Source organism: Sulfuriferula plumbiphila, assembly GCF_009938015.1.
GTDB classification, from domain to species: Bacteria; Pseudomonadota; Gammaproteobacteria; order Burkholderiales; family Sulfuriferulaceae; genus Sulfuriferula; species Sulfuriferula plumbiphila.
On sequence record NZ_AP021884.1, the window covers coordinates 629,256 to 649,633 of the forward strand.

Sequence of the window (20,378 nt, forward strand, 5' to 3'; positions counted from 1 at the left end):
CGGTTTATTCGGAAGAGGTGTCCGCCGGTTTGGCGAAGCGCCCTTCTTCACCCGCCAGCAGGCGGCGGATATTGGTGCGGTGACGCCAAAAAATCAGCGCACTGATGATGCATAACGCGACCACAGGCAGGGCGCCACCGATTAAATAGGTACCGAGTACTGGCGCCAGTGTGGCCGCAGTGAGTGCGGCCAGTGACGAGATGCGGGTGAGGACAAACACGACAAGCCAGCTGGCCAGCGTTGCCAAACCCAGCCACGGCGAAATCGCGAGCAGTATACCCAGCGCGGTGGCCACGCCCTTGCCCCCCTTGAAGCCGAAAAACAGCGGATATAAATGTCCGAGGAACACGGCGACCGCAGCGCCGTAAGTTGCGGCAATTTCCACGCCGTATTGGCTGCCAAAATAACGCGCCAGATACACCGCCAGCCAGCCTTTGGCCATGTCGCCGACGAGGGTCAGCAGCGCCGCTGATTTGCGCCCGGTGCGCAGCATGTTGGTCGCACCCGGATTGCCCGAGCCATGCTTGCGCGGGTCAGGCAGGCCGAATAGGCGGCTGACGATAACCGCGAAGGACAGCGAGCCGATCAGGTAAGCCGATACGATGAAAAATGAAATGAACATCAGGGATTCCGCTTAAGATATAGGATTTTCGCGCTTTGACAACTACGCATGGATATTCTGTTTCTCAAGGATTTCAGAGTCGAGCTCATTATCGGTATTTACGAGTGGGAACGCAAAGTACCCCAGCCGGTATTGCTCGACCTGGAAATCGGCCTGCCCAATAGTCGTGCCGGTGAAACCGACAATGTGGCAGATACCATTGACTATGGCCAGGTTGCCGCGCGTATCAGGGCGGCCTGTGCCGCACTGCGCCCAGCCCTGGTAGAGGCGCTGGCAGAGCATGTTGCACAATTGATACGCAATGAATTTGGCGCGCCCTGGGTCAGGGTCACCGTGACCAAGCTCGCCATCGTGCGCGGCGTCAAGGCGCTGGGCATCACCATCGAGCGCGGTCAGCGCGGATGCGTAATGAGTCATATGCAGCCAGCGCGCTGAATTAGCCGCGCGGATGATGCCTGGCGTGCAGCTGTTTCAGGCGCTCGCGTGCGACGTGCGTGTAAATTTGCGTGGTCGAAATATCCGCATGGCCGAGGAGCATCTGTACCACGCGCAAATCCGCGCCGTGGTTGAGCAGATGCGTGGCGAAGGCATGACGCAAAACGTGGGGCGAGGGCAGGCGCGCCAGCCCGGCCTGCTGCGCGCGGCGCTTGATGAGATACCAGAATGCCTGGCGCGTCATGGCCGTGCCGCGCCGGGTGACAAACAGCGCATCGCTGATCGTGCCTGCCAGTATCTGCGGGCGTGCGCCAGTCAGATAGCGCGCCAGCCAGAGCAGTGCCTCTTCACCCAGCGGTACCATGCGCTCCTTGCCGCCTTTGCCCATCACGCTTAGCACGCCCATGTCCAGACTCACATTTGCCACTCTCAGTGTCACCAGTTCGGAGACGCGCAGGCCGCTGGCGTAGAGGATTTCCAGCATGGCCTTGTCGCGTAGCCCGAGTGGCTGTGATGTGTCGGGTGCGTTCAACAGCATATCCACGTCGGCCTCCGACAAGCTCTTGGGTAATGAGCGCGGCAGCTTGGGGGTATCGATTTTCAGTGTCGGGTCCAGCACGATACGGCCATCGCGCAGCGCCAGCCGATAGAAGCGTTTCAGTGCGGAGAGCAGGCGCGCAGTGCTGCGCGGGCTGGTTTTACGCGAAAAACGGTATTGCAGATAGGCCTCGATATCCGCCTGGCCAGCGTCCAGCAACAGCGTGCTGCGCAGTGCCTCCAGCCAGGCCGAGAACTGCGTCAGGTCGCGCCGGTAGCTTTGCAGCGTGTTGGGGGAGAGTCCATCCTCCAGCCACAGCAGGTCGCAAAAGCTGTCAAGCGCCTGCTGCGATACCGGATTCATGGTTGAGTAGCCAGTCCTTGTAAGCCAGCGGCGCCCCGCTTGCGGCGTGCATGAAGCCGCCGCGCCCGTTTGCTGCCACCACCCGGTGGCAGGGGATAATGATGGGCAGCGGATTGGCGCCACAGGCCTGACCCACCGCGCGCGGACTCGAATCCAGCCAACGCGCGAGCTGCCCGTAAGTGGTGGTATGGCCGGGCGGGATCGCAGTCAGCGCGCGCCATACCCTGACTTGATGCGCTGTGCCAAGGATTGCCAGCGGCAGGTCAAAGCTGCTGCCGGGGTTATCAAAATAGTGATTCAAGGCAGCGGCGACGCGGCGTGACAGCGGTGAGTCGGGGGCTTGCAAAGGGTAATCCGCAGGCAAAAAATCGATGCCGTGAAGTTTTTCATTGGCCACACTCATGCCGACACAGCCGAATGGCGTGGGCAGCACGGCCTGATAAGGTGATTGAATCGTGCGGCTTTTCATTGCTGGATTCTAGCGCCAAATCGCACATTGCCAACAAAAAATGGCAAGTCGCAAGACTTGCCATTTTTTTGCAACAGCACAGCGTTGATCAGGCTGCCGCTTGTGCCTTGCGCTTGCTGGTCGGCAGCTTTTCCTTGATGCGCGCGGATTTTCCGGAACGCTCACGCAGGTAGTACAGTTTGGCGCGGCGCACATCGCCACGGCGCTTGACTTCAATCGCGGCGACCAGCGGCGAGTAGGTCTGGAAAGTGCGCTCCACGCCTTCGCCGGCGGAAATTTTGCGCACGATGAAAGAAGAATTGAGGCCGCGGTTGCGTTTGGCAATGACGATGCCCTCGTAAGCCTGCAGACGCTCGCGCGTGCCTTCCTTCACCTTGACCTGCACTACGACAGTGTCGCCGGGTGCGAAATCGGGGATGGTCTTGCCCAGACGGGCGATTTCTTCTTGTTCCAGTTGCTGGATCAGGTTCATTGCGTTTCTCCTAGTCAAAAAAGTTTGAGCCTTGGGCTCAGCCGGGTGGAGCAGGCCGCCGCCTGACACGCGGGTTTTTTATTGCGTACTGTTGCCAGCCGCTTGCGCTTCCTGCCTGAATTCTTCAAGCAGGGAAATCTCGGTTGGGTTCATGCCCCGTTGTTCCAGCAGATCCGGACGTTGCTGCCAGGTCGCGCCGAGCGCCTGTTTCAAGCGCCAGCGCGTAATGCTGGCGTGATTGCCGCCCATCAACACTGCCGGTACCGGCATGCCCCGATAAATCTCGGGGCGGGTGTAGTGCGGACAATCCAGCAGGCCGTTGACAAACGAATCCTGCACCGCTGATTCCGCATCGCCCAGCACACCGGGCAGTTGCCGCACCACGCTATCGATCACCACCATCGCCGCCAGTTCGCCGCCGGACAGCACATAATCGCCGATGGAAACCGACTCGTGCACACGGCTATCCAGCAGCCGCTGGTCTACGCCCTCGTAGCGTCCGGCCAATAAAATCAGGCCGGGACGTGCCGCCAGTTCCATTACCCGTGCGTGATCCAGCGTGCGTCCCTGCGGCGACAGATAAATCACCCGGGGGATTGCCACCCCGGCTGCACGCTGGCGTGCTTCGGCGGCGTCGAGTGCCGCATCCAGCGGCGCTGCCAGCATCACCATGCCGGGGCCGCCGCCGTAGGGGCGGTCGTCCACGGTACGGTAGTTGTTCTCGGTGAAATCACGCGGATTCCACAGATGCAAACTGGCCTGGCCGCGCTCGAAAGCGCGACTGCTGATGCCGTACCCGCTCAGCACAGCAAACATCGGCGGGAACAGCGTCACCACGTCGATCTGCAGTGCCATCAGTAGTCGGTTTCCCAGTCCACTTGCAGCGTCCCGGCCGCGAGGTCGACCGTTTTCACAATCTGGCCGACAAACGGAATCAGCCGTTCGCGCTCGCCGCTGACCACCAGCACGTCATGCGCGCCGGACTCCAGCAATTCCGTGACCTTGCCGAATGCGACGCCCTGGGCATTGGTGACATCCAGACCAATCAAATCCGACCAGTAGTATTCATTTTCCGGTGCCGGTGGCAGCGTTTCGCGGGGTACGGCGATTTCGCTGCCCTTCAGTGCCAGCGCGGCATCACGGTCAGCGATGCCTTCCAGTTCAGCGACCAGTGTTTTGGTGTGCAGGTGCGCGTTTAAAATACGGACTGCGCGCCAGTTGCCAGCACGGCCGATCTGCCATTCGGGATAATCTGCGAGTGTGTCTACCGACTCGCTGAAGGTCTGGATCTTGACCCAGCCCTTGATGCCATAGGGCGCAGCGATGCGCCCCATTACCACCAGATTATCCAGCGACTTTGGCGCTTTCACGTTTGACCAGCTTGGCAACGGCGTCAGACACTTGTGCGCCCTGGGACTGCCAATGGGTCACACGATCCAGGCTCAGACGCAGACCTTCGGTGCCTTCTTTGGCAACCGGATTGTAGAAGCCGACGCGCTCGATAAAGCGGCCATCACGGCGATTGCGCGAATCGGCCACCACCACGTTATAAAAGGGGCGATTTTTGGCGCCGCCACGGGCAAGACGAATAATAACCATCGTGAGTGCCTAACCAGTTGAAATTAAAAAAGAGCGTGATTATACGAGGAAAATTGCCGCGCTGACAAGTTGCGTCTGCAAGCGCTACATTCCCGGCAGCATGCCTTTCATGCCGCGCATCATTTTGGCGAGCCCGCCTTTGGACATCATTTTCATCATTTTTTGTGCTTGCTCGAACTGCTTGAGCAGGCGGTTGACTTCCTGCACCTGGACTCCCGCACCGGCAGCGATGCGGCGTTTGCGCGCGGCTTTGAGCAGCTCGGGCTTGCGGCGCTCGGCCGGGGTCATGGAATTGATGATGCCCTCGACGCGATTCATGGCTTTTTCGTCGGCGCCTGCCGGCAGGGCCGCGCCCGCTGCGCCCGGCAGTTTGTCCATCATGGCCGAGAGACCGCCCATTTTGCGCATCTGGGTGATCTGTGCCTTGAAGTCTTCGAGATCGAAATTCTTGCCGGATTTGACCTTGTCGGCGAGTTTCTTGGCTTCGGCGTGATCCACGCCGCGCTGGGCTTCCTCGATCAGCGACAGCACGTCGCCCATGCCCAGCACGCGCGAGGCCATGCGCTCGGGGTGGAACGCTTCCAGCCCGGTGAGTTTTTCACCGACACCGACAAACTTGATCGGCTTGCCGGTGATGTGGCGCACCGACAGCGCTGCGCCACCGCGTGAGTCACCGTCCAGCTTGGTTAGGATGACGCCGGTGAGCGGCAGCGTGTCGTTGAAGGCGCGCGCGGTGTTGACGGCGTCCTGACCCTGCATGGCATCTACCACGAACAGGGTTTCGATGGGCTTGACGGCGCCATGCAGCGCGCGGATTTCGTCCATCATGGCCTGGTCGATGCCGAGTCGTCCGGCGGTGTCGACGATAAGCACGTCGTGAAAATGTTTTCTGGCGTAATCGTGCGCGGCCAACGCGATGTCCACCGGCTTTTGTGCGCTGCTGGAAGGAAAGCAATCCACACCGAGTTGCCCGGCCAGGGTTTTAAGCTGCTCGATGGCGGCGGGGCGATAGACGTCACAGCTCACCAGCAGGACTTTTTTCTTCATCTGCTCCTTGAGCAGCCTGGCCAGCTTGCCGCTGCTGGTGGTCTTGCCCGAGCCTTGCAGCCCCGCCATCAGGATCACGGCGGGCGGCGTGGTGGCCAGGTTCAGCGCGGCGTTATGCTCGCCCATGAGGCGGGTGAGCTCGTCGTGTACCACGCCAATCAGGGCCTGGCCGGGAGTCAGGCTTTGCAGCACTTCCACGCCCAGCGCCTTGTCCCTGACCTGGGCGATGAAGTCCTTGACTACAGGCAGGGCGACGTCGGCTTCCAGCAGCGCCATACGCACTTCGCGCAGCGCATCCTGGATGTTGGTTTCGGTGAGCCGGGCCTGGCCACGCAGGTTTTTGATGACGGAAGATAGACGGGAAGTCAGATTATCAAGCATGGGGTGTGTTCCGGTGGCGGCCAAAGCGGCGCTGTTGGTGTAGACTAATGCTGTTTTTTTCTATTCTAACCCAGATGAACCTTGCCTTGTTCTATCCACTGGTCAGCTTGTTATACGCCTTGGTAGGCTGGCATTTCTGGCGTACCCGCTGGCGCAGCGTGCAGCCCGGCGCGGCATGGGAAAAAATGCTGCCCCTGCCCGCGCTGGCACTGCATTTGCTGCTATTGGTCGACACCGTGGCAAATCCGGCCGGGCTCAATCTGGGAGTGGGCAATGCGCTGTCTGCCATCATCTGGCTGGCAGGACTGATTTACTGGCTGGGCAGTTTCCGCTATCGGCTCGAGGTTTTGCAGGCACCGCTGGCGCTGCTGGCAGCAGTGGCAGTGCTTACCCCGCTGGCGTTGCCCGCGACGCATGTGTTGGGCAATACCGAACTGCTGGCGTTCCGGGTGCATTTGATCATTGCCTTGCTGGCTTACAGTCTGTTCACCATCGCCGCGCTTCATGCCGCGTTGATGGCAGTCGTGGAAAAGCGTCTGCACAACGTCAACCAGCCGGGGGTGGTCGCCAATCTGCCGCCTTTGCTAACGCTGGAGAGCCTGCTGTTTCGCATCATCGGCGTGGGTTTTGTGTTGTTGACCTTGACTCTGGTGAGCGGGATGCTGTTTTCGGAAGAGCTGTTTCACGAGCCGCTGCAGTTCAACCACAAAACCATATTTGCCATTCTGTCGTGGCTGGTATTTGCCGCGCTGTTGAGCGGCCGCCGCCTGTGGGGCTGGCGCGGGCGCATCGCCATCCGCTGGACGCTGGCAGGTTTTGTGATGCTGGTGCTGGCTTATATTGGCAGCAAGTTTGTGCTGGAAATCCTGTTGCACCGTTAATTTTCCATGACTTGACAGCCGCCGTCCAGCATCTAAACTTTGCCTATCCCTTTTTTGATTCACACCCCGCTTGAACGACATACCGATTAGTGCGCTCCTGGCAGCGCTGGTAGTCCTGCTGCTTATCTCAGCATTTTTTTCCACCTCCGAGACCAGCATGATGGCGATCAACCGCTATCGGCTGCGTCACCTGGTCCGGCATGGCCACCGTGGTGCAATGCGCACAGCCCGCTTGCTGGCCAATACCGACAAGCTGCTGGGGGTGATTTTGCTCGGCAATAACCTGATCAATGCGGCGGCCGCCACGCTGGTCACGGTGATTACCATCCGTGTATTCGGTCAGGGTGAACTGGCGCTGGGTATGGCGACACTGGCGGTGACCTTCGTCATCCTGGTGTTCAGCGAAGTGACACCCAAGGTGATTGGCGCAACCTATCCGGAAAAAATAGCCTTTGCCGCCAGCTTTGTGCTGACGCCGCTGCTCAAGTTGGCCTATCCGGTGGTGTGGTTTATAAACCTGTTTGTGCAGGGCTTGTTGCGCTTGCTGCGACTGCGGCCATCCGGGGAAAATCAGGACAGTGTTCTGGGTATCGAAGAACTGCGTACCCTGGTGCTGGAATCGGGGAAACTGCTGCCTTCGGCCCATCGCGGCATATTGCTTAATCTGCTGGATCTGGAAGAAATCAGCGTGGACGATTTGATGACTCCGCGCAGCCAGATGGAGGCGATCGACATCGAGGCCGAAGCAGACACTTTGTTGCGCCAGTTGTCCACCAGCCACCATACCCGGTTGCCGCTGTATCGCGGACATCTGGACGATATTGTCGGCATGTTGCACGTGCGCGATGCAGCGTATCACATGCGTAGTGGCGAGCTCGATGCCGAGGCACTGATGCAGAGCCGCCAGGAGGCGTATTTCATTCCGTCAGGTACGCCACTGTTTACCCAATTGCGCCATTTTCAGGAAAACCAGCGCCGCGTCGGGCTGGTGGTGGACGAATACGGTGAACTGATGGGGCTGGTTACACTGGAAGATATTCTCGAAGAAATCGTCGGCGAATTCACCACCCAGGCGCCCGCGCAACTGTCGGGCTTTATCATTCAGCCGGACGGCAGCTGGCTGGTGGAAGGTGCCAGTCAGGTACGTAGTATCAACCGCAAGCTGGGGCTGCACCTGCCGCTGGAGGGCCCGAAAACCCTCAACGGTCTGGTGCTGGAACACCTGGAAGATATCCCCGAGCCGGGTACCACCCTGAAGATTGCGGGTTACGCAGTCGAAATTGTTCAGGTACAGGAACGCGCGGTCAAAGTGGCGCGCATCTTCCCGATTGCGGGCAACGTCGATACGGCAAATGGCTAGTCGGTATTCTTTACAAATCAGGGTCGGCAGCGCACTATTTGGCAAACTGCATTAACTGACCTTGTCATTTTCTCGAGATATTAAAGTATGGCTGCTACCATTGCTAATGCCGGCCTGACCGGTTTGGCGCGCGCGCTGGTTCACGAAAAATGGCTCTCCGAGCCGGAGGCGGAGGCATTGGCCAAGCAGGCTGCGAGCATGGGCGAGGGGTTCGTCACCCAACTGATCAACGTCAAAAAAATCAAGCCAGTGCAAATTGCCGAATTCGCTGCTGCGCAATTTGGTTTCCCGTATTTTGATCTGATGGCACTTGACCTTGAGGTCTTGCCGAAAAGCCTGCTTGATCCCAAGCTGGTGCAAAAACGTCGTGTGCTTGCCCTCTATCAGCGCGGCAACCGGCTGTCGGTTGCAGTATCTGATCCTACCAATCTGCTGGCCATTGACGAGGTCAAGTTCCAGACCAACCTCGGCGTGGATATTGTGGTGGTGGAGGATGACAAGCTCGGCAAGCTGATCGAGCAGTTCAGCGAGGGTAGTGCCAGCGTACTGGACAGCCTCGATAGTGAAGATATCGATCTGGAGTTTGCCGACGACGATGCGCTGGCCAAAGTGGACGAAGCGGCCAGTACGGATATTGACGATGCGCCCATCGTCCGTTACCTGCAAAAAATCCTGCTGGATGCGATCAACACCGGCGTATCCGATATTCACTTTGAGCCATTCGAAAAATTTTATCGCATCCGTTATCGCCTGGACGGACAGCTTTATGAAGTAGCCCAGCCACCGATAGCTATCAAGGAGAAAATCTCTTCGCGCATCAAGGTGATCTCCAAACTCGATATTGCCGAAAAACGTGTGCCGCAGGACGGGCGCATGAAGCTGGTGCTGTCCAAGAACCGCGCCATCGATTTCCGGGTGAGTTCGCTGCCCACGCTGTATGGCGAAAAAATCGTGATGCGAATTCTCGACCCGGCCAGTGCACAGCTCGGTATCGATGCGCTGGGCTACGACCCGGATCAAAGAGAGTTGTTGCTCAATGCCGTGCAGCGCCCCTATGGCATGGTACTGGTAACCGGCCCCACCGGTAGTGGTAAAACCGTGTCGCTCTACACCTGCCTGAATATCCTCAACAAGCCGGGGGTCAACATCTCCACGGCTGAAGATCCGGCGGAAATCAACCTGCCCGGCATCAATCAAGTCAACGTCAACGACAAGGCCGGACTGACCTTCGCTGCCGCGCTGCGTGCCTTCCTGCGCCAGGATCCGGACATCATCATGGTGGGCGAGATTCGCGACCTGGAGACCGCGGATATTTCCATCAAGGCCGCGCAAACCGGGCATATGGTGCTCTCCACCCTGCACACCAACGATGCGCCTTCCACGCTCACGCGCCTGATGAATATGGGCGTAGCGCCGTTCAATATTGCCTCCAGTGTGATCATGATTACCGCTCAGCGTCTGGCGCGGCGACTGTGCAGCTGCAAGCAGCCGGCTATCATTCCCAGGGAAGCGCTGCTGCGCGCCGGCTTCAGGGAGGAAGACCTGGACGGTAGTTGGCAGCCATATCGTGCGGTGGGCTGCGAGCTATGCAAAAATACCGGCTACAAGGGGCGGGTAGGCATCTACCAGGTAATGCCGATTACTGAAGAGATGACCCGCATCATCATGAAAAACGGCAACGCCATCGATATTGCAGACCAGGCGCGGCGTGAGGGTGTGCGCGATTTGCGTCAGGCCGGATTGCTCAAGGTCAAAGCCGGAATGACTTCGCTGGAAGAAGTTGAAGCCGTAACCAATGAATAGATAAATAAAGTTAGGGCGTAACGGGTCGTTAAAGGCTTAACCCGGATAATTCCATAATAAATTGGCGCGTCTTTGCCTGATATGAAAACCTTGTTCAGCCGGCGCATGAATCACCGCCCATGTCTGCACAGGATTCCGTATTGAATATTTTATTGCGTGCCCATTCTAAGTTTTAATCAGTCACGCGAATTTATGACATTTCCAGATATGAATCTGAATTTATCCCTAGCTGGTACGCGGAGCCCGATATGGCAGTAGCAAGAACAACAGCAACGCTCAAAAAAGACATTCCGTTCGTGTGGGAGGGGGTGGACAAAAAAGGCAAAAAAGTCAAAGGTGAGATGAACGCCGGCGGCGAGGCTGTGGTCAATGCAACCCTGCGCCGCCAGGGTATTACCGTCACCAAGGTAAAAAAACAGAGCAGTTTCGGGCGCAGCAAGAAAATCACTGAAAAAGATGTGGCGCTGTTCACACGCCAGCTTGCCACGATGATGAAATCGGGCGTGCCGCTGCTGCAATCGTTTGATATTGTGTCGCGCGGGCATGCCAATCCTGCCGTGCAAAAGCTCCTGATTGACATCAAAAGCAATATTGAAACCGGCAGCAGCATGAGCCAGGCATTTGCCAAACATCCCTTGTATTTTGACCAGCTCTACATCAATCTGGTGAACGCGGGTGAACAGGCCGGCATTCTGGACAGCGTGCTCGACCGGTTGGCTACTTACAAGGAAAAAATCCTCGCCATCAAAGGCAAGATCAAGTCTGCGTTGTTTTATCCGTCGGCTGTGCTGGTGGTGGCATTCATCATCACCGCAGTCATCATGCTGTTCGTGATTCCCGCGTTTAAAGAGCTGTTCAGCAGTTTTGGTGCCGACCTGCCGGCACCCACTCTGGTCATGATGAAAATATCCGATATTTTCGTGGCCTACTGGTGGTTGATATTTGGTGTGATAGGCGGCGGGTTCTGGTTCTTCTTCTATACCTGGAAGCGTTCCAGAAAAATGCAGGCAGTGATGGATCGAGCCATGCTCAAACTACCCATTTTCGGTCCGTTGATTGAGAAAGCAGCCATCGCGCGCTGGACGCGCACCCTGTCCACCATGTTCGCAGCGGGTGTGCCGCTGGTGGACGCATTGACTTCGGTTGCAGGCGCAGCGGGCAATCATGTGTTTTATGAAGCGACGCAAAAGATTCGGGCCGAAGTGAGCACCGGTACCAGCCTGACCGTGGCCATGCAGAACAGCGGCATTTTCCCCAACATGGTGCAGCAGATGGTGTCTATTGGCGAAGAATCCGGCGCGCTCGATTCGATGCTGGGCAAGGTGGCAGATTTCTTCGAACGTGAGGTGGACGATGCGGTGGACTCCCTCTCCAGCCTGATGGAGCCGATCATCATGGTGGTATTGGGCACGCTGATTGGCGGCATGGTAATTGCCATGTATTTGCCTATTTTCAAAATGGGCAGCGTGGTCGGTTAACTCCGGGCTTCGCCATTCCAGGAGCCGATAATCATGTCCTTGTCCTTCACCGCGCTGCTGGGCGCTGCTGACCCGCAGCTGTTTGCCATGCTGTGTGGCGTACTCGGTCTGCTGGTCGGCAGCTTTCTGAATGTCGTCATCCACCGCCTGCCAAAAATCATGGAGCGGGACTGGGGTGTCCAGTGTGCTGCGCTGAGGGGAGAAGATGCGCCGTCGGCCGCCGCATACAATCTGATGGTACCGCGTTCTGCCTGCCCGAGTTGCGGCCACCTGATTGGCGCGCTGGAAAACATCCCGGTGCTGAGTTATGTCTGGCTGCGTGGCAAGTGCGCTGGCTGCAGCGCGCATATCAGCCTGCGTTACCCGCTGGTGGAATTGCTTACCGGGCTGCTGTCCGCGTTTGCCGCCTGGCATTTCGGTTTTGGCTGGGCGGCAGCGGGTGCTTTGCTGCTGGTATGGGCACTGGTCGCGCTGACCTTTATTGATTTCGATACTCAGCTCCTGCCGGACGATATCACGCTGCCGCTGTTGTGGCTGGGGCTGCTGTTCAATCTCGGTAGTGTATTCGTGCCGCTGGACCAGGCGGTAGTCGGGGCAATGATGGGCTATATGGTGCTATGGAGTATTTACTGGCTATTCAAGCTGGTCACCGGCAAAGAGGGCATGGGCTATGGCGATTTCAAATTGCTCGCCGCCATCGGTGCCTGGCTGGGCTGGAAAATGCTGCCTCTGGTTATCCTGTTGTCATCCTTTATCGGAGCCCTTGTCGGCATTGTGCTGATCGTTCTGGCGCAGCGTGGGCGTTCGGTGCCGATTCCGTTCGGCCCTTATCTGGCGGGCGGCGGACTGGTTGCCCTGTTTTGGGGGCAGCCCATCCTGCAGGCCTACCTGGCCGGGTTTTAAGCATGGGTTTGTGCGTGGGATTGACCGGCGGCATTGGGTCCGGCAAAACCAGTGTGAGTCGGTTATTTGCTGAACTTGGCGCCGGCGTGGTGGATACCGATGAGATTTCGCATGAACTGACTGCCCCGGATGGTGCGGCGATGGCGGCAATCAGACTTGCATTCGGCGATCAGTTTGTCACTGCCGACGGCGCCCTCAATCGGGCTGCGATGCGTGCGCTGATATTCGCCGACAGCACTGCCAAAGCACAGCTTGAAGCTATTCTCCACCCCATGATTCAGGCTCGTGCGTTGATGGCCATAGCGCAATCAAGCGCGCCGTATACAGTGCTGGTGGTGCCGCTGCTGCTGGAAACAGGCAACTACCAGGGGAGGGCCAAGCGGGTACTGGTGGTGGACTGCGACGAGCGATTGCAAATCGCACGCACCATGCAGCGCGCCGCACTGACCGAGGAGCAGGTGCGTGCCATCATGGCCAGCCAGCTGCCGCGCAAGGTGCGACTGGCAGGAGCGGACGACATTATTGTCAATAATGGTGGCCTGGATGATTTGTGCCAGCAGGTCCAGACACTGCATCAAGCCTATCTTGCACTTGCGAAAAGCTGAGCGAGCGTTCTCATCCTTCGCCTGAATAATGTTTGCCAACTCAATCTTTATCAGTCAGAATCGGCCCAGTCAAACACTTCAATGACACGGGTTGGCGTGTACTGATCCCCTCGTTCATAGCTAAGAGGCGTGCAGGTTGTGAGTCTTTCCATCCTTCCTTTTGATTTTTTCCGGATGCAGCGGTGATCTGTTACGAATATCCCCTGAGCGAGCGTGTGCGTACCCTGCTGCGGCTGGAGGATATGTTTGACAAGGTGCGCTATTTCGCCGCCCAGGAAGACAGTCAGCAACACCACGCGGCACTGCTGGCGCTGTTTGAAATTCTCGAAGTGGCCAGTCGCGCCGATCTCAAATCCGATCTGCTCCAGGAGCTTGAACGCCAGCGCCAGGGGCTGGAGCTATTGCGCAGCAATCCTGCAATTTCCGAGCAGCGGCTAAACCAGGTACTGGCCGAGATCGCCCGCTGCATGGCTAATATCCACGGCATTCCCGGCAAGCTTGGCCAGCACCTGCGCGACAACGAATGGCTGATGGCGATCAAACAGCGCACCAATATTCCCGGTGGTGCCTGCGAGTTTGACCTGCCAGCGTATCACTACTGGCTGCACCTGCCCGTGGTACGCCGTCAGGATGAGATCGGTGAATGGCTCACCCCGATGTTGCCGATTTATGATGGTTTGAGCGTGGTGCTCAAACTGCTGCGCGAGAGTGGCAAGCCTACCCATCATATTGCTTTCGCCGGTGCCTATCAGCAAATGCTGGCGGGTAAGAGCGCGCAGATGTTGCGCATCAATCTGCGTCGCGAGCTGCCTTGCGCACCAGAAATCAGCGCGAATAAATATGCACTCAATATTCGCTTCATGTCGCTAGGCAAAGGCCGTCCACGCTTGTGCGAGAGCGATATCGAGTTTGAACTGACGTTTTGTAATCTGTAGGGCTGTTTCCTACCGTCTCACGGCGTATCACAAACACCCTTAAAAGCCCCGCCAATGCGGGGTTTTTTGTTTCTTGCCGTGTCATGCGCTATCCTCGCATCAGGGGTTTTGTGTGTAGCTAGACTGATTCTAGCTACACACAAGGGGGCGATCATGGCCGGCAAGCTGACAGACGTACACATCAAGAACTGGGTGAAGGCGGGGGAGGCCGTGGCGAAGTCGGACGGGGACGGCCTGACCTTCAAGCTATCGGCATCGGGCACGGCGTCATGGACTTTGCGCTACCGTTTCAGCGGCAAGCATCGGGAGATGACCCTCAGGCGATAGCAACCGCACTGGCGCGCGTTAAGGAGCTGGAACCATGAAAACCTTGTCCGAAGTCAAAACCGCGCTGCTACAGGACAGCGCAACCCTAAGAGCCTATGACGCAATGGAGGCTGAATTTTCGGTGGCGCATGAACTGATAGCGGCGCGCATTCATGCCGGGTTGACGCAATCCGAAGTTGCCCTGCGCATGGGCACCACGCAATCGGTTATCGCCCGCATGGAGAGCGGGCGAACCCTGCCTTCACTGCGCACCCTGGCGCGCTATGCTCATGCTGTGGGTTACCGCGCATCGGTGAAGCTGACACCCGCTGCCGCGTAAGCGTTGAGCCGCATCAAGACTTAGAGGGGGTGTGCTATGACGGAGCTATTAAGGTTTGAGCAATTTCTGGATAGAGCTATCCATGAATATCTAAGCCGCGCTCCAAAATCGGATGTGGCAGGTAGCGTTCGTCAAGCTGGTGTAAATTTCTCCCCGGCAGGTTGAGTAATTTCTACGCTGCCGCCGGCAAGCTCGCTGCCTCGGCACTCACATCGTGGATGTCCGTCATCGAATGCTGCGGCAAGCTGCCTTGATACATGGCTGGCAACCGTGGACGCACAGCACAGGTGCGCGCACACCCGAAGGCAAGGCGGTATCCAGTCGTAACGCTTTCAGGTTCACCATTCGCAAGGCTTGGCTGTTTGGCCGTTGGCTTTGTATCGAATCCAGAAAATGCCGGGCAGGGCTGCCGTACGCATCCGTTGAAGAACTAAACAACCACCGGCTAAAGCCGGTGGGTTTGAGTGGCGGACTGAAAGTCCGGATACGCGTCGCCTGAACGACGCGTCTTAATCGGGTTCCATTTTGAAATCATCGTTCGGTCTCGGCTCAAAGTGATGTTCCAAATACTGCTCTATCATTTCTTCCGTCATCTGGCCTACCGTGGCACAGAAGTACCCTCTTGCCCAGAAATGCCGACCCCAATATTTCTTTTTCAGGTGCGGAAACTCTTCGAACAGCTTGCTCGATGTGCGCCCCTTGATCCGCCTCATGATTTCGCTCGGCGCCATGGTCGGCGGACAACTGCCCAGTATGTGCACGTGATCCTTGCTCACCACACCCTTTACTATCCTGATCTCAAAGGCTTCGCAGGTCTCTCTCACCAGTTCTCGAACTCGCTCCGCAACCTCTCCGCTCAGCACTTTGTAGCGGTACTTCGTTACCCATACAAAGTGGTACTCTATTTGAAATACCGTATGACTGCCGTATCTGTATTCCACGCCGCACCTCCTTTCGTGCAGCCTATTCTCGCAGCTAAAGCTGACCGGCTAAAGCCGGTGGTTTAAACCTTATGATTGATAATTAATTTTATGGAAGCCAAGCGCGGTTATGCTGACAAAGGGAAAAGCTAAATATTCCGACCAGTACGCGCGCGCGTGGTTTTGACTGCTGGGCGCGTTCTCAAAACCCCCCATGGAAGGATTATCGAAACGCCACCCCATGAAAGCGAAATTTATCGGCAATCCGTGAGTCACTGGCAGCAATCTTGGTTAAAATTGACCCCAGCGGGCATGGCGTGGGTAGCTAGGTGGGTAGCTGGCGCGATGCTCAAATACATAGACCCGCATGGATAGGGGATTGCAAGCCATGTTAAAGATTACGTTTTAATCTGTGAAAAAGCCAGTTACCGTCACCTGTCCGACTTGCGGCGCCCTGGTGGAATGGACAGCGCAAAACAAATTTAGGCCATTTTGCTCGGAACGCTGTCGCTTGATCGATTTAGGGCAATGGGCTGCTGAGGGCTATCGCATCCCCGACACCGGCAAGCGCGAGTCAGAAAATACCGATCTCGATAACGAAGGCTAGCCCGCCTGCATGGTTTTGACCCCGTCGGCGGTGCCCAGCAGCAGTATATCGGCAGGGCGTTGGGCAAACAGACCGTTGGTGACCACGCCAACGATCTGGTTGATTTGTTTTTCCAGCTCCACCGGGTTGGTGATGGCAAGATTGTGCACATCCAGAATCACATTGCCGTTGTCGGTGGTGAAGCCTGTGCGCAGCACGGGTTGACCGCCCAGTTTGACTAGCTCGCGCGCCACATGGCTCTGTGCCATGGGAATGACTTCGACAGGCAGCGGAAACTTGCCGAGCACCTCCACCAGTTTGGAGTCATCCGCCAGGCAGATGAATTTTTTGCTGCACGCAGCGACGATTTTTTCGCGGGTAAGCGCACCGCCACCGCCCTTGATCATGTGCATGTGACGCGTGATTTCGTCGGCACCGTCCACATAAATTTCCAGTTCGCCCACGCTGTTCAGATCGAGTACCTGAATACCATGGTTTTTCAGGCGCTGTGCAGTGGCTTCGGAGCTTGCCACCGCGGCTTCGAAACGGCCTCTGATTGTGGCCAGTTCATCAATAAAAAAATTGGCGGTGGAACCCGTTCCCACGCCGATAATTCCTTGTGGAACATAATCAATCGCGGCACGCGCGACAGCCTGTTTCAGCTCATCCTGCTTCATTGTCATTATGCAATCCTCATTTATAACAAAACCCGCAGGATAGCCACAATCCGCTTTTTTCACAAACGTCCCAAAGCCTGCTAATCTTGGGCGCTGTCCTTGTCCAAAGCTGCATCATGTCAACCGCACACGCACCCAACGATTACCTGGTTCGCATCCTCACCTCCCGTGTCTACGACGTTGCCATCGAGTCCCCGCTCGAGCGCGCGCCCAATCTGTCGGCGCGCATGGGTAACCAGCTATGGTTGAAGCGTGAGGATTTGCAGTCAGTATTTTCGTTCAAGCTGCGCGGGGCTTACAACAAGATTTCCGGTTTGTCCAGACAGGCGCTGGTGGCGGGAGTGATTACTGCATCTGCCGGCAACCATGCCCAGGGCGTCGCGCTGGCTGCGCAGAAGCTGGGCTGCCGCGCCACCATCGTCATGCCGCTGCCCACGCCGCAGATCAAGGTCAGCGCGGTCAGGGCGCGCGGCGCCGAGGTGGTCTTGCATGGCGATTCCTACGATGAGGCTTATGCGCATGCGCGTGCGCTGGCACAGGAAAGCGGCGCCACCTATGTGCACGCCTACGATGACCCGGACGTGATTGCCGGACAGGGTACGGTTGCCATGGAAATCCTGCGCCAGCACGGCGGCCACATTGACGCAGTGTTTGTGCCGGTAGGTGGTGGCGGCTTGATAGCAGGGGTGGCCGTGTATATCAAGACGCTCAAACCGGAGATCAAGGTGATCGGCGTGGAGCCAGAAGACGCCGATGCCATGGCGTGCTCGCTGGAACAGCATGAACGGGTATTGCTGAGCCAGGTAGGACTGTTTGCTGACGGCGTGGCGGTGAAGCAGGTGGGTAAGGAAACCTTTCGCCTGGCCAGCCAGTATGTGGATGAAGTCATCCGTGTGGACAATGACGCCATCTGCGCGGCGATCAAGGATGTATTCGAGGATACCCGTTCCATCCTGGAGCCGTCCGGTGCATTAAGCATAGCCGGCGCCAAGCTGTGGTGCACGCGCGAAGCCGTCACTGACAAAACCGTGGTGGCGATTGCCAGCGGTGCCAACATGAATTTCGAGCGTCTGCGTTATATTTCCGAGCGTGCCGAACTGGGCGAGCAGCGCGAGGCCGTGCTGGCGGTAACCATTCCCGAGACACCCGGCAGCTTCAAGGCATTTTGCACGTTGCTGGGTGCGCGCAATATTACCGAATTCAACTACCGTTACTCGGATAACAGCGACGCCCACGTATTTGCCGGCGTGCAGGTGGCCAGCCGCGACGAGGCTACGCAACTGGTTGCCATGCTCAAGGACAACGGTCTTGTTGCAGTGGATTTGACGGACAACGAAATGGCCAAGCTGCATGTGCGCCATCTGGTTGGCGGCCACGCGCCGCAGGTTGAATACGAGCGGGTGTTTCGTTTCGAATTCCCGGAACGCCCCGGCGCACTGATGCGTTTTCTCAACAGCATTGGCCACCACTGGAACATCAGCCTGTTCCACTACCGCAATCATGGGGCTGATTATGGCCGCGTGCTGGTGGGCATCCAGGTGCCGCCGGAAGATCATGCGAGTTTTCAGGCATCGCTGGATCAGGTGGGTTATCGCTACTGGGACGAAAGCCAGAATCCTGCTTATACGCTGTTTCTGAGTTAAACCTGTGGAGAATAGGGTCAAATATCTGTTGCGCCCGGGCGCAGGTTTGCGCGCAGCGCTGGCCGTTGCGGTGCTTTGCCTGGGGCTGCTGCCGCTGCCTGGATATGCGGACGACAATGCCGATTTCCTGGCTGCGCGCGAAGCCTTTCGCACCGGCAAAACCCAATTGCTACCCGGGTACGCTGAGCGCCTCAAAGGTTCTATCCTGCTGCCTTACATTCAATACTGGGCGTTATCGGCACGCCTGAAAGACGCGAGCGCAGACGAAATTCGCGATTTCATGGCGCGCAATACCGACAGCGTGCTGTCTGACAGGCTGCGTGGCGATTGGCTGCGGCTGCTTGGGAAAAATCAGGACTGGACAACTTTTCTGGCCGAATACCCCTTGCTGGTCAAATCCGACGTGAGTCTGCAGTGTTATGCCATACGTGGCCGCATCGCGCAGGGCGAGACGCTGGCGCTGAAGGATGGCGTGGCGCTGTGGTTCACCGGCAAGGACCTGCCAGAGGCGTGCACACCATTGTTCGAAAAACTGATCGCCGACCAGCTGATCAGCCATGAAGACATCTGGCAGCGCTTCCGTCTGGCGCTTGAATCCGGCAACCCGGGTGTGGCGAAATCGGTGCTTGCCTATTTTCCCAAACAGCAGCAACCGGATGCGCGGCTGGTGGATACGGTGACCGCCAGGCCTGAGCGGCTGCTGGGCAAGCCCAATCTGGACCTGGATAGCCGTGTCGAGCGCGAACTGGCGATCTATGCAATTGCGCGTCTGGCCCGCAGCGATGCACGCAATGCGGCGCAGCTCTGGGAAGCGATCCGTGCCGATTTTTCCGTGTCCGATCAGCGCTATGTATGGGGGCAGTTGGGGCTGTATGGCGCACGCCAGCATCTCCGCGACGCGTTGGGCTGGTTTGACCGTGCCGGCGTCGACGGCATGAATGATGACCTGCTGGCATGGAAGGCACGCGAGGCACTGCGAGTGGGTAACTGGAGTGTGGTGCAGGCGGCCATTCTGCAAATGAGCGATAGCGCCCGCGCTGAACCGGCGTGGCGTTACTGGCTGGCGCGCGCCTACAAGCTGCACAACAAGCTGTTTCAGGCCAATGCATTATTGGCATCGCTATCGCGCGAGCACAATTTCTATGGACTGCTGGCGGAAGAAGAGCTGGGTGCCGCACTGGGTGCGCAAACAATTAATTTTAAAGTCGGCAGTGATGAAGTCGCGGCGATGGGGCGCGTACCGGCGATTGCCCGGGCGCTCGCCCTGTACAGGCTGGATTTGCGTACCGATGCCAATCATGAATGGATCTGGGCAACGCGCAATTTTGATGACCGGCGCCTGCTCGCCGCTGCCGAGCTGGCGCGGCAGAACGACTGGTATGACCGCGCCATCAATACCGCCGATCGCACCCAGCAGCTGCACGACTTTGACCTGCGCTTTTTGGCACCCTATCGGGACATTGCCCACAAATACGCCAAAGAATATAGGCTGGACGAGGCCTGGGTATACGGTCTGATGCGCCAGGAGAGCCGCTTTGTGTCGCGTGCCAAGTCCGGAGTGGGCGCTTCCGGCCTGATGCAGGTGATGCCGGCGACGGCACGCTGGATCGCCAGCAAACTGGGTATCCGCCATTTTCAGGCGGACAGCATCCACGGACTGGATACCAACATGCAGTTTGGCATGTACTACCTGAAAACCATTCAGCAAAGCCTGGATGGCTCTCTGGTGCTGGCGACCGCGGCCTACAATGCGGGGCCCGGCAGAGCACGACGCTGGTGCGGCGGGCAGGCGCTGGAGGGCGCGATTTATGCGGAGAGCATTCCTTTTGGCGAAACCCGCGATTACGTCAAGAAAGTCATGGCCAATGCCATCTATTACGCGCGCAGTTTCGGTCAGCCGGGACAGTCGCTCAAGGCGCGGCTGGGTAGCATAGCCGGGGTGGCAGTCCCACCGCTGTGCGGCGGAGCGGATGAAAATGCTCCGGCCTGCGACAACTGACCCGCTCCGCAGCGAG

At 57.8% G+C, this 20,378-nt stretch carries 23 protein-coding genes; 13 read left to right on the forward strand and 10 right to left on the reverse strand.

The window, feature by feature from the left end:
• Positions 1–4: 4 nt before the first annotated feature.
• A complete protein-coding gene (gene plsY / locus GZH91_RS03300) occupies positions 5–622 on the reverse strand; it encodes a glycerol-3-phosphate 1-O-acyltransferase PlsY (RefSeq protein WP_174861819.1) in 618 nt (205 codons plus the stop codon).
• Between the two features lie 48 nt (positions 623–670).
• Between plsY and GZH91_RS03305 the strand changes: the two genes are divergently transcribed.
• Positions 671–1,057 carry a dihydroneopterin aldolase gene (locus tag GZH91_RS03305; RefSeq protein WP_147070762.1) on the forward strand — a complete coding sequence of 129 codons (387 nt, stop codon included), beginning with the start codon at positions 671–673 and terminating at the stop codon, positions 1,055–1,057.
• A gap of 1 nt (position 1,058) precedes the next feature.
• Here the strand turns inward: GZH91_RS03305 and xerD are convergent, their stop codons facing one another.
• The 7 genes from xerD to ffh form a co-directional block, all read right to left on the reverse strand.
• On the reverse strand, positions 1,059–1,958 hold the full coding sequence (gene xerD, locus GZH91_RS03310; protein ID WP_147070764.1) for a site-specific tyrosine recombinase XerD: 900 nt from the start codon (positions 1,956–1,958) through the stop codon (positions 1,059–1,061).
• Positions 1,930–2,427, reverse strand: coding sequence for a methylated-DNA--[protein]-cysteine S-methyltransferase (locus tag GZH91_RS03315; protein WP_147070766.1), 498 nt, complete (start codon positions 2,425–2,427; stop codon positions 1,930–1,932). Before GZH91_RS03315 ends, xerD begins: the two co-directional genes overlap by 29 nt.
• Positions 2,428–2,515: 88 nt before the next feature.
• Entirely contained in the window at positions 2,516–2,899 is a 384-nt protein-coding gene (gene rplS, locus GZH91_RS03320; protein WP_147070768.1) for a 50S ribosomal protein L19, read from the reverse strand.
• Between the two features lie 78 nt (positions 2,900–2,977).
• Positions 2,978–3,754, reverse strand: a complete 777-nt coding sequence (gene trmD / locus GZH91_RS03325) for a tRNA (guanosine(37)-N1)-methyltransferase TrmD (protein ID WP_198415387.1) — start codon at positions 3,752–3,754, stop codon at positions 2,978–2,980.
• Positions 3,754–4,269, reverse strand: a complete 516-nt coding sequence (rimM, locus tag GZH91_RS03330) for a ribosome maturation factor RimM (protein WP_307723870.1) — start codon at positions 4,267–4,269, stop codon at positions 3,754–3,756. Before rimM ends, trmD begins: the two co-directional genes overlap by 1 nt.
• Positions 4,244–4,498, reverse strand: coding sequence for a 30S ribosomal protein S16 (gene rpsP, locus GZH91_RS03335; RefSeq protein WP_147070771.1), 255 nt, complete (start codon positions 4,496–4,498; stop codon positions 4,244–4,246). Before rpsP ends, rimM begins: the two co-directional genes overlap by 26 nt.
• A gap of 84 nt (positions 4,499–4,582) precedes the next feature.
• Positions 4,583–5,926 carry a signal recognition particle protein gene (ffh, locus tag GZH91_RS03340; RefSeq protein ID WP_147070773.1) on the reverse strand — a complete coding sequence of 448 codons (1,344 nt, stop codon included), beginning with the start codon at positions 5,924–5,926 and terminating at the stop codon, positions 4,583–4,585.
• A 47-nt stretch (positions 5,927–5,973) separates the two neighbouring features.
• On the opposite strand from ffh, the gene GZH91_RS03345 reads away from it, so the two are divergent.
• From GZH91_RS03345 to GZH91_RS03385, 9 genes are all read left to right on the forward strand, one after another.
• Positions 5,974–6,807 (forward strand): cytochrome C assembly family protein, encoded by an 834-nt coding sequence (locus tag GZH91_RS03345; RefSeq protein WP_223264475.1) that lies wholly within the window; start codon positions 5,974–5,976, stop codon positions 6,805–6,807.
• Between the two features lie 70 nt (positions 6,808–6,877).
• Positions 6,878–8,167 (forward strand): HlyC/CorC family transporter, encoded by a 1,290-nt coding sequence (locus GZH91_RS03350; protein ID WP_147070776.1) that lies wholly within the window; start codon positions 6,878–6,880, stop codon positions 8,165–8,167.
• An 87-nt stretch (positions 8,168–8,254) separates the two neighbouring features.
• Positions 8,255–9,970 (forward strand): type IV-A pilus assembly ATPase PilB, encoded by a 1,716-nt coding sequence (gene pilB, locus GZH91_RS03355; RefSeq protein WP_147070778.1) that lies wholly within the window; start codon positions 8,255–8,257, stop codon positions 9,968–9,970.
• Positions 9,971–10,218: 248 nt separating this feature from the next.
• On the forward strand, positions 10,219–11,448 hold the full coding sequence (locus tag GZH91_RS03360; RefSeq protein ID WP_147070780.1) for a type II secretion system F family protein: 1,230 nt from the start codon (positions 10,219–10,221) through the stop codon (positions 11,446–11,448).
• 33 nt (positions 11,449–11,481) lie between these two features.
• Positions 11,482–12,351, forward strand: a complete 870-nt coding sequence (locus tag GZH91_RS03365) for a prepilin peptidase (RefSeq protein WP_147070782.1) — start codon at positions 11,482–11,484, stop codon at positions 12,349–12,351.
• A 2-nt stretch (positions 12,352–12,353) separates the two neighbouring features.
• Positions 12,354–12,956 carry a dephospho-CoA kinase gene (gene coaE, locus GZH91_RS03370; protein ID WP_147070784.1) on the forward strand — a complete coding sequence of 201 codons (603 nt, stop codon included), beginning with the start codon at positions 12,354–12,356 and terminating at the stop codon, positions 12,954–12,956.
• A 182-nt stretch (positions 12,957–13,138) separates the two neighbouring features.
• Positions 13,139–13,891 carry a cell division protein ZapD gene (gene zapD / locus GZH91_RS03375; protein WP_147070786.1) on the forward strand — a complete coding sequence of 251 codons (753 nt, stop codon included), beginning with the start codon at positions 13,139–13,141 and terminating at the stop codon, positions 13,889–13,891.
• 153 nt (positions 13,892–14,044) lie between these two features.
• A complete protein-coding gene (locus GZH91_RS03380) occupies positions 14,045–14,218 on the forward strand; it encodes an Arm DNA-binding domain-containing protein (protein ID WP_147070787.1) in 174 nt (57 codons plus the stop codon).
• A 34-nt stretch (positions 14,219–14,252) separates the two neighbouring features.
• Positions 14,253–14,537, forward strand: coding sequence for a helix-turn-helix domain-containing protein (locus GZH91_RS03385; protein ID WP_147070789.1), 285 nt, complete (start codon positions 14,253–14,255; stop codon positions 14,535–14,537).
• Between the two features lie 509 nt (positions 14,538–15,046).
• On the opposite strand, the gene tnpA is transcribed toward GZH91_RS03385, so the two are convergent.
• Positions 15,047–15,478, reverse strand: a complete 432-nt coding sequence (tnpA, locus tag GZH91_RS03390) for an IS200/IS605 family transposase (protein WP_147070791.1) — start codon at positions 15,476–15,478, stop codon at positions 15,047–15,049.
• A gap of 391 nt (positions 15,479–15,869) precedes the next feature.
• On the opposite strand from tnpA, the gene yacG reads away from it, so the two are divergent.
• Complete coding sequence (gene yacG, locus GZH91_RS03395) at positions 15,870–16,064, forward strand: DNA gyrase inhibitor YacG (protein ID WP_147070793.1); 195 nt, start codon at positions 15,870–15,872, stop codon at positions 16,062–16,064.
• On the opposite strand, the gene rpiA is transcribed toward yacG, so the two are convergent.
• The gene (gene rpiA, locus GZH91_RS03400; protein WP_174861822.1) at positions 16,061–16,720 is read right to left on the reverse strand and encodes a ribose-5-phosphate isomerase RpiA; all 660 of its coding nucleotides are present in this window, start codon (positions 16,718–16,720) and stop codon (positions 16,061–16,063) included. The two genes, yacG and rpiA, sit on opposite strands and share 4 nt — an antisense overlap.
• Positions 16,721–16,836: 116 nt before the next feature.
• Here rpiA and ilvA point away from each other — a divergent pair, with 116 nt between their 5' ends.
• On the forward strand, positions 16,837–18,363 hold the full coding sequence (gene ilvA, locus GZH91_RS03405) for a threonine ammonia-lyase, biosynthetic (RefSeq protein WP_147070797.1): 1,527 nt from the start codon (positions 16,837–16,839) through the stop codon (positions 18,361–18,363).
• A 4-nt stretch (positions 18,364–18,367) separates the two neighbouring features.
• Positions 18,368–20,362 carry a transglycosylase SLT domain-containing protein gene (locus tag GZH91_RS03410; protein WP_147070799.1) on the forward strand — a complete coding sequence of 665 codons (1,995 nt, stop codon included), beginning with the start codon at positions 18,368–18,370 and terminating at the stop codon, positions 20,360–20,362.
• The last annotated feature ends 16 nt before the right edge of the window (positions 20,363–20,378 follow it).

Coding starts and splice junctions, on each gene's coding strand:
- plsY (WP_174861819.1), bottom strand. CDS start 622: ATGTTCATTTCATTTTTCATCGTATCGGCTTACCTGATCGGCTCGCTG.
- GZH91_RS03305 (WP_147070762.1), top strand. CDS start 671: ATGGATATTCTGTTTCTCAAGGATTTCAGAGTCGAGCTCATTATCGGT.
- xerD (WP_147070764.1), bottom strand. CDS start 1,958: ATGAATCCGGTATCGCAGCAGGCGCTTGACAGCTTTTGCGACCTGCTG.
- GZH91_RS03315 (WP_147070766.1), bottom strand. CDS start 2,427: ATGAAAAGCCGCACGATTCAATCACCTTATCAGGCCGTGCTGCCCACG.
- rplS (WP_147070768.1), bottom strand. CDS start 2,899: ATGAACCTGATCCAGCAACTGGAACAAGAAGAAATCGCCCGTCTGGGC.
- trmD (WP_198415387.1), bottom strand. CDS start 3,754: ATGGCACTGCAGATCGACGTGGTGACGCTGTTCCCGCCGATGTTTGCT.
- rpsP (WP_147070771.1), bottom strand. CDS start 4,498: ATGGTTATTATTCGTCTTGCCCGTGGCGGCGCCAAAAATCGCCCCTTT.
- ffh (WP_147070773.1), bottom strand. CDS start 5,926: ATGCTTGATAATCTGACTTCCCGTCTATCTTCCGTCATCAAAAACCTG.
- GZH91_RS03345 (WP_223264475.1), top strand. CDS start 5,974: ATGCTGTTTTTTTCTATTCTAACCCAGATGAACCTTGCCTTGTTCTAT.
- pilB (WP_147070778.1), top strand. CDS start 8,255: ATGGCTGCTACCATTGCTAATGCCGGCCTGACCGGTTTGGCGCGCGCG.
- GZH91_RS03360 (WP_147070780.1), top strand. CDS start 10,219: ATGGCAGTAGCAAGAACAACAGCAACGCTCAAAAAAGACATTCCGTTC.
- GZH91_RS03365 (WP_147070782.1), top strand. CDS start 11,482: ATGTCCTTGTCCTTCACCGCGCTGCTGGGCGCTGCTGACCCGCAGCTG.
- coaE (WP_147070784.1), top strand. CDS start 12,354: ATGGGTTTGTGCGTGGGATTGACCGGCGGCATTGGGTCCGGCAAAACC.
- GZH91_RS03380 (WP_147070787.1), top strand. CDS start 14,045: ATGGCCGGCAAGCTGACAGACGTACACATCAAGAACTGGGTGAAGGCG.
- GZH91_RS03385 (WP_147070789.1), top strand. CDS start 14,253: ATGAAAACCTTGTCCGAAGTCAAAACCGCGCTGCTACAGGACAGCGCA.
- rpiA (WP_174861822.1), bottom strand. CDS start 16,720: ATGAAGCAGGATGAGCTGAAACAGGCTGTCGCGCGTGCCGCGATTGAT.
- ilvA (WP_147070797.1), top strand. CDS start 16,837: ATGTCAACCGCACACGCACCCAACGATTACCTGGTTCGCATCCTCACC.